We start from the raw sequence: 12,513 nt of genomic DNA on the forward strand, positions 1-12,513 counted from the left end.
CCAGCGCCGCCAATATGGCGGCGAGAGCGCCCGGCCCGCCGATGCGCTCGCGGCCGATAGCGCCGAGGCGCGCGCGCTCCGCATCGTCCCCGAGCAGGTCGGCCAGGGCCTTGGCGAGGGCCGCCGCATCCGCATCCACCAGCACCCGGGCGGCGCCGAACAGGCGCTGTTCGTTCTCCACCCGGGAGCGCCGGTCGCGCGGATTGAGGAAGGTGATGGCCGGCCGCCCCAGGCCCAGCGCCTGCACCGTCGCGGTGCCCGCCTGGCTCAGCACCAGGTCGGAGGCGGCAAGCAGATTGCCCATGGCCCGGCCCCGCGCCATGTGCACGACCAGCTTGCCATCGGTCAACTGGCCCAGATCGTCGGGATCCCCGCTCAGGATGCTGGCGCGGTTGAGCCCGGCGCTTTTGGCCAGGTCCTCGACTGAGACGCTGCCCGCCACGGCCAGGAAGACGTCCGGCCGCTCCGCCTCGGGCAGGAGCCGCAAGGCGGCGATCTGCAGGGCGAAGCTTTCGCTGGTCAGGGCGCGGCTGCCCGGCAGCAGGGTCACGGCAAGACGCTGGCTGCGCCGTTCGGCCGCCTCGTAACGGCCATAGGGAACCGTGTCCATCATCAGGTTGCCGGCACAGCGCGCATCGACGCCATCCTCGGCCAGCATGTCGGCTAGGTTCTGCGCCCGGCAGAAGACGAGATCGCAGCTCCGCCTTATGGCCCAGCGCTCCAGCCCCGAATAGAGGCGCGCCGCGCCGGTCTTGTAGACATCGATATAGACCAGCCCCTTGAGCCCGGAAACGAGGCAGGCCAGGACGCCCACCATGTCGCCGACCACGATCACGCGGTCGTAGCGGCCCCGCATCGATCTGAGGAAACGGATGATGGGCGGGATGGTGAGCAGGCCGCCATTGACGATATCGCGGCGCAGCGAGCCCTTGACGTTGCGCCAGCCTTCGGAGGCCAGCGTGGCCCGGGGGCCCACGAGCCGGCAGATGCCGTTATAGGCCTTGCCGCTGCCGATCATCGGAAAGGCCTCGGCCGAAACCTGGGGCGGGAATTTGGCCACCATTTCGGCCGCGATCGCATCCTCGCCGTGGCCGTTGGAAATGATGAGGAAGCGCTGACGCGTCGCCGCCTCGTCCATGCTCAATTGCCCCGGCCGAAGCGGTCGAAGGCGACATGGGCGGTCACCGCATCGGCATAGGCCTCCTGCCGGTCGACGCTCCAGTAGAACAGTTCATCCAGCGGAATGGGCTTGCCGGTTATGGCGCAGCGCACAAAGCTGCCGGGCTTGAGCACGACGTAATCGCCGTCAAGATAACGCAGACTTGCCTCGGCAGGCGTAAATCCCTTGTCGAAGATGTTCATGCGACCGCTCCTTGCGCGTTCCCCCCGATATAACGGAGAGGAACGTTCGTCAAAAGAGACTTTCCTGCGATCCATCGTCCGGCGCCGGTTTGCCCGCCTTGCGGCGCAGTGGCGCGCCGCCCACGGCGGCATCGACGCTACCTTCGCCCAGGATGATGTGCAGCGCATCGCCCGGCGCCAGATCGGCCGCGCTGGTCACCACCTGGCCGGCGCCGTCCTGCACGATGGCATAGCCCCGCGCCAGCACATTGCGATAGCTCAGCGTGTCCATCAGCTTGCCCAATTGTTCGAGCCGCCGGTGCCGCGCGGTCGTCATCTGCGTGCCGACCTGGGCGAGCCGGCCTGAAAGGGGCGCCAATTGGCCATGGGCGTGGCGCAGTTCGGCACGCAAGGGCTGCGCGGACAGGCGCGGCGCCAACCGGCCGAGGATGGTCTGCTTGCGTTCGAGCGAGGTGGCGACGGCGACGGGCAATTGCCTGGAACAGGGATCGAATTTGAGACGCGCCCGGTCCACCGTCTTCATCAATCCGCCGGCGCCGTGCCGCTCGATATTGGCCAGGCGTTCCCGGAGCTCGGCATAGCGCTGGCGCACGAGGCGCGGCTGCAGGGCGGCGGCGAGGCCGGAATAGTCGACGCGGCGGGTCTGGACGAAATGGCGCAAGGCCCCGGTGAGCCGGCTGGCAGCCATGTCGAGGCTCTGCCGCTGCGTCGCCGCCAGGTCGGCCGGCCGAGGCAGACCGGCGGCAGCGGCGCGCAGGCGGTCACGCAGGCTGGCAAGGCTGCGCCGGGCCGCCTGGCGCTGGCGCATGCCCTGGTCTTCGACATAGGCGATCAGTTCGGCCCGCACCGGCACCGCCGCCTCGGCGGCCGCGGTCGGAGTAGGCGCCCGCATATCGGCGACATAATCGATCAGCGTGGTGTCGGTTTCGTGCCCGACCGCGGAGATGACGGGAATGTCGGAGGCCGCCACGGCCCGCACCACGGCTTCCTCGTTGAAGCCCCAGAGATCTTCGATGGAGCCGCCGCCCCGCGCCACGATCAGCAGGTCGGGCCGCGGAATGGGGCCATTCACCGCCAGGGCATTGAAGCCCTCTATGGCATTGACCACCTCGGGAGCGCAGGTATCGCCCTGCACCCGGACGGGCCAGACTAGGACATGGCTGGGAAAGCGATCCTCCAGGCGATGCAGGATATCGCGAATGACGGCGCCGGTGGGGGAGGTCACAACGCCGATGACGCGGGGCAGATAGGGCAGAGCCCGCTTGCGCTCCCGGGCGAACAGGCCCTCCGCCAGCAGCTTTTTCCGCCGCTCCTCCAGCAGCGCCATCAGCGCGCCGGCGCCCGCCGGCTCGATATTGTCGATGACGATCTGATATTTGGAGGAGCGCGGAAAGGTGGTCAGCCGGCCGGTGGCGATGACTTCCAGCCCTTCCTCGGGCTTGAAGGTCAGGCGCGCGTAATTGCCCTTCCAGACCACCGCATCGATGGAAGCGGCATCGTCCTTGAGCGTGAAATAGGCGTGACCCGAAGAATGCTGGCCCCGAAAGCCGGAAATCTCGCCGCGCACCCGGACATGGCCGAACTCGTCCTCGACCGTCCGCTTCACGGCCTGGGCGATTTCGGAAACGGTGAACTCGGTGGCGTTGGTCAGGACCTGGGACATGTTCCTCTGGTGCGCCAAAGCACCATTCCGGTCAAGCCGGACACGGACTATTCCGCCGCTTCGGCCTGCGCCAGTGGTTCGAGATTGCCCATGGACTGGACGATGTGATTGGCGAGCGCGTCGTAGATGCCGCCATAGGCGTGGCTGGCGCGCATCAGCGCGATCTGCGCATCGGCCAGGCGGGGCAGGCCCTGGTCGTCCCCGATCACCCGCATGCCCGGCTGCAAGGCGCTTTCGGGGAGAAAGCCAACCGCCAGGTCCGAGAGCACGGCGGAGGAAATCGCGGTGGCATTGGAAGAGGTATAGGCGACGCGATAATCCTTGCCGGTGCGCTCCAGCGCCTCCATGGCATCCTTGCGCCAGATGCAGCATTGCGGGCCGCAGGCGATGGCCAGCGGCAGCGTGGCCAGCGCCCTGCCCCCGTGCGAAGCCACCCAGAACATCTTCTCGGTGCGGAACAATTCACCGAAATTCTGGTCGGTGCCCTGGGTAAAGACGATGAGGTCGTAGCGGCCGGCGCGCATGCCTTCGAGCAATTGCTCGGAAGCCATGCAGGAAACATCGACGGCGATCTTGGGGTGGGTGCGCTGGAAGCTCGACAGGATCACCGGCAATAGCCGCACGGCGTAATCGTCCGGCACGCCGAAGCGGATCGAGCCCGCCAGGTCCCCATCGTTGAAATGATCGAGGATTTCGGCATTGGTGCGCAGCATCTTGCGGGCGCGCTCATAGAGCACCTCGCCCTGATGGGTCAGGGTCACGCTGCGGCCGTCGCGCGTCAGCAGGGCGTGGCCCAGACGTTCCTCGAGTCGCTTGATCTGCATCGACACGGCGGATTGGGTCTTGTTCACCCGACGAGCCGCTTCGGTGAAGCTGCCGCAATCGGCAATGGCGCAGAAGGTCTGCAATTGATCGAGGTCGAGCGGCGCGGTCATGGCTGTCCATCACCCAAATTGATCATCAGGATGAAATCTATTTGTTGGACGAATGGAAGTCCAGCGCGCTACGTCATCATTATCGGCGTTCTCCCGCGCCGGTCCCCTTGCCGGCCTCCCTCCGGCAGAACCCTTTTTGGAGACTCGAAATGGCTCTCTCGCTGCCCGGCGAGCGGTCAGTTGCGGCTGGCTCGCACGTTACCCCCATCCGGCGCCTTTTTGCCTGGATTGCCCAGGTAAAAGCCAATCGCGCCCGCCGCACCGCGCTGCGCGGCCTGCTCGATCTCGACACTGCCCGCCTCAAGGATCTCGGCATCGAACGCTCCGATATCGCCGAGGCCATGACGGCCCGCAACGGCCGGACCCCGGGCATGGTGCTCAACGCCGCCCGCGCGCGCAACGCGCGCGCTTGAGCCGAAGTTTCGCGACCGCCAGATCTTCCAGGGCGGCCGCTCCACGCGTTGGTTCGAACACGATGAGTGCTCGTACCATCTCCCGGGCCGGTTTTGCCGCCGGCTCCGTTTCCTGACGACTTGCCGGGCCATGCAGCGCATGTGCCCGGCTTTTTTTCGCCTACCAGGCCCAGTCGGCGAGGAGGGCGAGCGTCAGGACGATGCCGACATAATGGTTGTTCTTGAAGCGGAACAGGGCATTTTCCGCATCGTCGGCATCCAGCGTCCAGAGCTGCCAGGCCAAAAGCCCTGCGGCCACCAGCGACAGGGCGGCGAAGATCAGGCCACCGCCGGCGAGAATCGAGGCCATGTTCCACAAGACGAAGGCGCACGAATAGAGGACGGCCACGGCCGGACGCACATTATCGCCGAACAGGCGCGCCGTGGATTTGACGCCGACCAGGGCGTCGTCCTCAACATCCTGCAGCGCATAGATGGTGTCGTAGCCGATGACCCAGAGGATGGTGCCGCCATAGAGCAGCAACGGCGCCCAACCCAGGCTCCCTGTCTGGCTCGACCAGCCGACCAGCGCCCCATAGGAAAAGGCGAGGCCCAGGAAGAATTGCGGCCACCAGGTTATCCGCTTCATGAAGGGATAGATCGCCACCAGCGCCAGCGAGGCAATGCCGGCCCAGACGGTGAAGCGATTGAACTGGAAGAGAATGGCGGAGGCCAGCAGGGCCTGGGCGATGAGGAAATAGAGCGCGTCCCGCGCCGTCACCTGGCCTGACGGAATGGGCCGGGAGCGGGTGCGGGCCACCTGCATGTCGATGTCGCGGTCGACGATATCGTTGAAAGTACAGCCGGCGCCGCGCATCAGGACCGCTCCGAAAAACATCAGAATCACGGCCCACCAGCCGAACCCGACCTGCGGTTGCGCCAAGGCGGCGAGCCCGACGCCCCAGGCGCAGGGCCAGAACAGGAGCCAGAAGCCGATGGGCCGGTCCCACCGGGCCAGGCGGCCATAGGGCTTCACCTTTTCGGGGGCATGGCGATCCAGCCAATTGTCTTTCTGGGCATCGGCGACGGTGCCGGCCTGGCTCTGATTGACATCTGACATCTGCCACGCCTCGTGGTTCGACAAGTTTGCCATGAGGTCTACTCTAAAGTTGAAAGACAAAGTAGACCTCATCCGGAGCCTGCCTCAGGGCGAGGTCGTGGCACAGTGCCGCGCCGAGGAATTGCCGATGCCCCGTTCCCATTCCAGTCTTCAGCGTCTTTTCGTCGAACCGGACCTGGCGCCGGGCGCCATTCTGCACCTGGATAAAGATCAATCGCTCTATCTCGCCGCGGTGCTGCGCAAGGGCGTGGGCGATGAAGTCGTGCTGTTCAACGGACGCGACGGGGCCTGGCTCTGCCGGTTGACGGGCGACGCCAAGAAAGCCGTGACGCTGGAGGCGATCGAGAGAATCGCGGCGCAGACGCCGCCTTCCGGGCTCTGGTACGGCTTTGCGCCCCTCAAGACCGAGCGGCTGGACTATGTGGTGCAGAAGGCGGTGGAAATGGGCGCCGGAATCATCCAGCCGGTGATGACGCAATATACCCAGCTGCACCGGTTGAAGCCCGAGCGGCTCGCGGCCAATGCGGTGGAGGCGGCCGAGCAATGCGAAGTGCTGAGCGTGCCGGAGGTCGCCCCGGAAATCACTCTCGACCGGCTGCTCGATGGCTGGTCCGAGAATCACGGCGACCGCAGGCTGATCTTCGCCGACGAAGGAGAAGCTTCCGCCTCGCCCCTCGGCATGCTGGAAGCGTTGCGGGGAGAAAAGCTGGGCCTGCTCATCGGCCCCGAAGGGGGATTTTCGGATGCCGAGCGTGAGAAACTTCGCGCCCTGCCCTTCGTTGTGCCCATAAGCCTGGGGCCACGCATCCTGCGTGCCGACACCGCGGCGGTGGCCGCTTTGGCGATTATTCAGGCCACCATCGGCGATTGGCGATAAAAGGCGATTGCTTTCCGCCTTGCGCTCGTTATTTTCGCGCCGCACCTTACTCGCCTCAACCAAGAGGACTACATGGCCGGCGCCGACACTTCATCGCCCCTTATCGAATCGCGGGCAGACCTGATCGAGGCGATGGAACGCGGCGCCAAGCCGGCCGACCAATGGCGCATCGGCACCGAGCACGAAAAGCACGTCTTCCACACCGATCCACTGCGGCCGGTTGCCTATGAAGGCGAGAACGGCATTCGCGCCCTGATCGAAGGCATCGAGAAGGAAACCGGCTGGCATCCCTTCTATGACGGCGAAAACCCGATCGGGTTGCGCAATAATGAAGTTGCCGGCGGCATTTCGCTGGAGCCGGGCGGACAGTTCGAGCTTTCCGGCTCGCCCATGGCCGACCTGCACGGCACCTCCGCCGAACTGGCCGAGCACCTGCGCGTTTCCAAGAAGGTCGCCGCGCCGCTCGACATTCATTTCCTCGGCCTTGGCGTCACCCCGCTCTGGGCTGTCGACCAGATCAAGTCCATGCCCAAGTCGCGCTATGCGATCATGACGGATTACATGGGCAAGGTCGGCACGCTGGGCACCTCGATGATGTATCGCTCGGCCACGGTGCAGACCAATCTCGATTTCTCCAGCGAAGCCGACATGGTCCGGAAGCTGCGCGTATCGCTCGCCCTGCAGCCGGTGGCCACAGCGCTCTTTGCCAATTCGCCCTTCGCGGATGGCCGCGATACCGGCTATCTCAGCTTCCGCAGCCATATCTGGCTCAATACCGACGATGCCCGCACCGGCATGCTGCCTTTCGTCTTCGAGGACGGGTTCGGCTTCGAGCGCTATGCCGATTATGCGCTGGACGTGCCGATGTATTTCGTCATCCGCGACAAGCGCTATATCAACGTCGCCGGTGAAAGCTTTCGCGATTTCCTCGCTGGCAACCTGCCCCAATTGCCGGGCGAAAAACCGACGATCAAGGATTGGGAAGATCATCTTTCGACCATCTTCCCCGAAGTGCGGCTCAAGCAATTCCTCGAAATGCGCGGCGCCGATATGGGCGACGCGGCCCAGGTCGTGGCGCTCTCCGCCTTCTGGACCGGCCTGCTCTATGACGAGATTTCGCTCGAAGCGGCCTGGGAACTGGTGAAGAACTGGACCCAGGAAGACCGCGATTATCTCCGCCGCGAAGTGCCGCGGCTGGGCCTGGCCACCCCCTTCGACCGCTCCAGCATCTTCGATGCGGCTGCCCAGGCCGTCGGTATTGCCGAAGCCGGTCTGGTGCGTCGCAATCGCCTGGATGAAAAAGGGCGCGACGAGACCATCTATCTGGCTCCGCTCGAAGAAACCGTGCGCACCGGCAAGTCGCCGGCCGAGCGCTGGCTGGAAAAATTCCGCGGCCCCTGGAACGGCGATGTGACGCCGATCTTCAAAGAGGCCGAGCTTTAGGCTTTCCGGCTTGCCTCATGGCCCGCTCTCGTGCATCACGCCCGCGAAGCGACAGGAGGCAGATATGCGCGTGATGGTCATCGGTTCGGGCGGGCGGGAACATGCGCTGGCCTGGAAAATCGCGCAGTCGCCGCTGGTGACGGCGCTTTTCGTTGCCCCCGGCAATGGCGGCACCGAGGGCCTCGCCACCAATGTCTCGGTCGATATCACCGATCATGCGGCGGTGATCGCCGCGGCCCGGGCGCAGGACATCGACTTCGTGGTCGTCGGCCCGGATGCGCAGGTCGTGGCCGGCCTCGGTGACGACCTCCGCGCCGCCGGCTTCACCTGCTTCTGCCCCAGCAAGCAGGCCGGACAATTGGAAGGCTCCAAGAGTTTCACCAAGGCGCTGTGCGACGAATTCGATATTCCCACCGCCGCCTATGGCCGGTTCGAGGACGAGGCCTCGGCCCTCGCCTATCTCTATACCCAGGGCGCGCCCATCGTCATCAAGGCCGACGGCCTGGCGGCCGGCAAGGGCGTCACCGTGGCGATGAGCGTGGAGGAGGCCGAGGAGGCGATCATCGATTGCTTTTCGGGCCTGTTCGGCGCGTCGGGCGCGGCCGTGGTCATCGAGGAATTCATGGAGGGCGAGGAGGTCAGCCTGTTCGTCCTGAGCGACGGCAAGGCCATTCTGCCCCTGACCACCGCACAGGACCACAAGCGCGCCTTCGACGGCGACCAGGGCCCCAATACGGGCGGCATGGGCGCCTATTCTCCCGCGCCGGTCATGACCACCGACCTTTATGAAACGGCCATGGCGCGCATCATCGAGCCCACGGTGCGCGGCATGGCCCAACGCGGCACGCCCTATGCCGGGGTGCTCTATGCCGGGCTGATGCTGACCGAGGACGGCCCCAAGCTGGTGGAATACAATGCCCGCTTCGGCGACCCCGAAGCGCAGGTGATGATGATGCGCATGGACAGCGATGTCGTGCCCCTGCTCCATGCCGTGGCGACCGGCACCCTGGCCGGCCAGCAGGTCCAGTGGAAGGACGCCTATGCGCTCACCGTCATCATGGCCACCAAGGGCTATCCCGGCGCCTATGGCAAGGGCAGCGAAATCCGGGGGGCGGACGGGCTGGACAGAGAAGACCTCACCGTCTTCCACGCCGGAACGAAGCGCGATGGCGAACGTTTGATTGCCAATGGCGGCCGCGTACTCAACATCACGGCGCTCGGGCCATCGGTGAAAGAGGCGCAGGCACGTGCTTACAGAGGCGTTGACGCGATTGATTGGCCGGAAGGCTTTTGCCGGCGAGACATCGGATGGCGCGAAATTTCCCGAGAGCAAAGCTGAACCTTTCCTCAATCTTGCTGGTCTAGGCTCCTCCCTCAGAACCGTCTTCGACGCGGCGCCGCCGCAACGTCCGCTGACGCCATTGCAACGGCGCGGCATGGCGCTGGCGGAAAAGCTGCGCATGAGGGGTGCGGAGCGTGGACAGATGAGCGCGATCGATGGGCCGCGGATCGGCGTGGCATTGGGCGGCGGCTCGGCGCGCGGGCTGACGCATATTCCCTATATCGAGGCCATGGACGAGCTGGGCCTCAAGCCCTCGGTCATTTCCGGCACCTCGATCGGGGCGCTGATCGGCGCCGGCTGGGCCGCGGGCATGAGTGGCAAGGAATTGCGCGAGCACAGTTTCGAGGTGCTGGGCACATTGCGGATCATCGCCGGCAAGCTCTGGGCCACCCAGGTGCGCGGCCTGGGCGGGTTGCTGCGCAACGGCATTTCCATGCAGCTCGACGCCGCCAGCATCGTGGATGCCTTCACCCCGCCCTCCTTCCCCCAGGAATTCGGGGACCTCAAGATTCCGCTGCATGTCGTGGCGACGGATTTTCAATCCTGGCATCAGGTGGTGTTCAATTCCGGGCTGCTGCGACCGGCCATTGCCGGGTCCATTGCCATTCCCAGCCTGTTCAAGCCCGTGGTCTACAACAATCACGTCCTGGTCGATGGCGGTGTGGTCAATCCGCTGCCGCTGGACCAGGCCGATATCGACACCGATTTCCTCATCGGCATCGATGTGGTCGGCGACCCGTCCATCGCCCTGGCCCGGACCGACCACAAGGCGCTCGATCTCTGGTTCGGCTCCGCCCAGATCATGATGCATGCGCTGACCGCCCATATGATGGCCGCCTATCCGCCCGATATCTATATCCGGCCGCATGTGGCCAATTTCGGCGCCATGGAATTCTGGCGGGTTCGCGAGATCGTCACCCATGCCGAGGCGGAAAAGGACCGCTTCAAGCGCATGCTGAGCCACAAGATCGAGGCCTATATGCAAAATCGGGTGGAGCCGGTGAAAAGCGTCTAGCCTCGACCGGCGCCGCACCGACGGGTATCAAAGGCCATCGAACCCAGGGTCCGCGCCATGACCAGTCAAGCCGTCGCCGCACTTCTCGACAGGATCGGGATTCAGAACCCGACCTTCCATGCCATGGCCGAAAGCCTGCGTGTTCTGGTGCGTGAGAATGCGCCGGAGGCCGAGGAGCAGGTCAAATATGGCGGCATCTTCTATAGTCGCGCCAAGCCCGTCTGCGGCATCTATGCCTATAGGGGCCATGTGTCCCTGGAGTTTTCCCGTGGGGCCGAATTCGACGATGGCGAACTATTGGGCGATGGCGAATATCGCCGGCATCTCAAGTTCATCCACCCCGAGGACATCGATGCCGCACGGGTCGGCCGCTATATCGCCGAGGCCTATAGCCGCGCCTAGCATGGATACAGGTTGCCAGCTCTGGCGCCCCATGATTCAAGAGGCGTGTGGAAGCCCTTGAGTCTCACGATCTGTTTTCGCCCCACCGCCACCAGCGGCCCGAGCCGCTGGCCGTTCTGCGCGACATTTTTGGCCACCGGCAGTTTCGCGGACAACAGGCCGACGTGGTGGACCATGTGGTGGGCGGGGGCGATGCGGTGGTGCTGTTTCCCACCGGCGCCGGCAAGTCCATGTGCTACCAGATTCCCGCCATCTGCCGGGCGGGCGTCGGCATCGTGGTCTCGCCGCTCATTGCCCTGATGCGCGATCAGGTCGAGGCGCTCAAGCAGGCCGGCGTGGCCGCTGCGGCGCTGAATTCGTCGCTGTCGCCCGAAGAATCGGCCGAGGTGCGCCGGCAATTGCGGCGGGGCGAGTTGGACCTGCTCTATGTCGCGCCCGAACGGGTGGCCACGCCGGGTTTCGCCAATATGCTGGGCGGCTGCGACATCGCGCTGTTCGCCATCGACGAAGCGCATTGCGTGAGCCAATGGGGCCACGATTTCCGCCCGGAATATCGCGAACTCATTCATCTGGTTGAGCTTTTTCCCGGCGTGCCCCGCATTGCGCTGACCGCGACCGCCGATCCGACGACGCGCGAGGACATTATCGAGCGGCTGGGGCTGGAACAGGCCGAGGTCTTCACCACCTCGTTCGATCGGCCCAATATTTCCTATTCCATCGTCGAGCGCGACAAGCCGCGCGAGCAATTGCTGGATTTTCTCGGCAGCCACAAGGGCGAGAGCGGTATCGTCTACTGCCTCAGCCGCGCCAAGGTCGAAGACGTCTCCGACTGGCTAAACGGCAAGGGAATCAAGGCCTTGCCCTATCACGCCGGAATGAGCGCGCAGCTGCGCAGCGCCAATCAGGACGCCTTTCTCAAGGAAGAGGGATTGTGCCTGGTCGCCACCGTGGCTTTCGGCATGGGGATCGACAAGCCCGATGTGCGCTATGTGGCGCATATGGATTTGCCTGCATCCATCGAGGCTTATTACCAGGAAACCGGGCGTGCCGGGCGTGACGGGCAGCCGGCCGATGCCTGGATGAGCTATGGCATGGCCGATGTGGTGCAGCGCCGCCGCATGATCGACGAGGGCAATGCGCCCGACGAGGTCAAGCGGCTGGAACACAGCAAACTCAATGCCTTACTGGGTGTCTGCGAGACCGCTTCCTGCCGGCGCCAGGCCATTCTCAGCCATTTCGGCGAGACCTATCCCAAGCCCTGCGGCAATTGCGATACCTGCCGGTCGCCGGTGGAGACCTGGGACGGCACAGAGGCGGCGATCAAGGCTTTGGCGGCGATCTACCGGACCGGGCAACGGTTCGGCGCGGCGCATGTGATCGATGTGCTGGTGGGCAAGGAAACCGAGAAGGTTCAACGGTTTGGCCACCAGAACCAGAAGGTGTTCGGCCAAGGCAAGGAGCTCGATGCCAAGGCCTGGCAATCGGTCTTGCGGCAATTGACGGCCATGGGCCTGATCGTCGTCGATCATGCCAATCACGGTGCTCTCGCGTTAGCCGCGAGTGCGCATCCCGTGTTCAAACGTGAGCAGACTGTTACCCTCAGGAAGGACAGACCGAAAAAATCGCTAGAGATCAGACGCAATCTGGCGAAAGCGGTCGATGTCCCCGAGCATGCGCGGCCACTTTTCGATGCCTTGCGCGAGGAACGGCTCCGGATGGCCAAGTCCCAGGGCGTGCCCCCATACGTGATTTTCCACGATTCAACGCTGAGGGCGATGGCCTTGGCCCAGCCGACCCACCCGCACGATATGCTGAACCTGCCGGGCGTCGGCCAGGGGAAACTGGATCGATATGGGGATGCGTTTCTGGCGGTGGTCGCCAATTTCAAAGGGTGAGATGATGGCACGACAGTCGAAGGCCCCCTCACCCGGCCTTCGGCCGACCTCTCCCCCCAGGGAGAGG

The 12,513-nt window shown here is 64.8% G+C and carries 12 protein-coding genes; 7 read left to right on the forward strand and 5 right to left on the reverse strand.

Annotated features, from left to right (window positions below; genetic code table 11):
* The 4 genes from A3840_RS15910 to A3840_RS15925 form a co-directional block, all read right to left on the reverse strand.
* Window positions 1-1,138 (reverse strand): glycosyltransferase (locus A3840_RS15910; RefSeq protein ID WP_067459052.1); only part of this gene is annotated, 1,138 nt, incomplete at its 3' end.
* Between the two features lie 2 nt (window positions 1,139-1,140).
* Entirely contained in the window at window positions 1,141-1,362 is a 222-nt protein-coding gene (locus A3840_RS15915; RefSeq protein WP_067459055.1) for a DUF2093 domain-containing protein, read from the reverse strand.
* Window positions 1,363-1,411: 49 nt separating this feature from the next.
* Complete coding sequence (gene xseA, locus A3840_RS15920; protein ID WP_067459058.1) at window positions 1,412-3,025, reverse strand: exodeoxyribonuclease VII large subunit; 1,614 nt, start codon at window positions 3,023-3,025, stop codon at window positions 1,412-1,414.
* Between the two features lie 47 nt (window positions 3,026-3,072).
* On the reverse strand, window positions 3,073-3,960 hold the full coding sequence (locus A3840_RS15925; protein WP_067459061.1) for a LysR family transcriptional regulator: 888 nt from the start codon (window positions 3,958-3,960) through the stop codon (window positions 3,073-3,075).
* 149 nt (window positions 3,961-4,109) lie between these two features.
* Between A3840_RS15925 and A3840_RS15930 the strand changes: the two genes are divergently transcribed.
* The gene (locus A3840_RS15930) at window positions 4,110-4,373 is read left to right on the forward strand and encodes a YjiS-like domain-containing protein (protein ID WP_067459064.1); all 264 of its coding nucleotides are present in this window, start codon (window positions 4,110-4,112) and stop codon (window positions 4,371-4,373) included.
* 160 nt (window positions 4,374-4,533) lie between these two features.
* Here A3840_RS15930 and ubiA read toward each other — a convergent pair whose 3' ends face one another.
* Window positions 4,534-5,472: a 4-hydroxybenzoate octaprenyltransferase gene (gene ubiA, locus A3840_RS15935; protein ID WP_109442348.1), complete on the reverse strand. Its 939-nt coding sequence runs from the start codon at window positions 5,470-5,472 to the stop codon at window positions 4,534-4,536.
* A 127-nt stretch (window positions 5,473-5,599) separates the two neighbouring features.
* Here ubiA and A3840_RS15940 point away from each other — a divergent pair, with 127 nt between their 5' ends.
* The 6 genes from A3840_RS15940 (at window position 5,600) to recQ (ending at window position 12,446) form a co-directional block, all read left to right on the forward strand.
* The gene (locus tag A3840_RS15940) at window positions 5,600-6,349 is read left to right on the forward strand and encodes a 16S rRNA (uracil(1498)-N(3))-methyltransferase (protein ID WP_067459070.1); all 750 of its coding nucleotides are present in this window, start codon (window positions 5,600-5,602) and stop codon (window positions 6,347-6,349) included.
* A 72-nt stretch (window positions 6,350-6,421) separates the two neighbouring features.
* Window positions 6,422-7,792 (forward strand): glutamate--cysteine ligase, encoded by a 1,371-nt coding sequence (locus tag A3840_RS15945; RefSeq protein ID WP_067459073.1) that lies wholly within the window; start codon window positions 6,422-6,424, stop codon window positions 7,790-7,792.
* 64 nt (window positions 7,793-7,856) lie between these two features.
* Window positions 7,857-9,131 carry a phosphoribosylamine--glycine ligase gene (purD, locus tag A3840_RS15950; RefSeq protein ID WP_067459076.1) on the forward strand — a complete coding sequence of 425 codons (1,275 nt, stop codon included), beginning with the start codon at window positions 7,857-7,859 and terminating at the stop codon, window positions 9,129-9,131.
* A 145-nt stretch (window positions 9,132-9,276) separates the two neighbouring features.
* Window positions 9,277-10,149, forward strand: coding sequence for a patatin-like phospholipase family protein (locus tag A3840_RS15955; protein ID WP_067459134.1), 873 nt, complete (start codon window positions 9,277-9,279; stop codon window positions 10,147-10,149).
* Between the two features lie 57 nt (window positions 10,150-10,206).
* On the forward strand, window positions 10,207-10,551 hold the full coding sequence (locus tag A3840_RS15960; RefSeq protein ID WP_067459079.1) for a DUF1801 domain-containing protein: 345 nt from the start codon (window positions 10,207-10,209) through the stop codon (window positions 10,549-10,551).
* 47 nt (window positions 10,552-10,598) lie between these two features.
* Window positions 10,599-12,446 carry a DNA helicase RecQ gene (recQ, locus tag A3840_RS15965; RefSeq protein WP_067459082.1) on the forward strand — a complete coding sequence of 616 codons (1,848 nt, stop codon included), beginning with the start codon at window positions 10,599-10,601 and terminating at the stop codon, window positions 12,444-12,446.
* Window positions 12,447-12,513 lie beyond the last annotated feature (67 nt).

It is taken from the genome of Devosia elaeis, from assembly GCF_001650025.1.
Lineage (GTDB): Bacteria > Pseudomonadota > Alphaproteobacteria > Rhizobiales > Devosiaceae > Devosia > Devosia elaeis.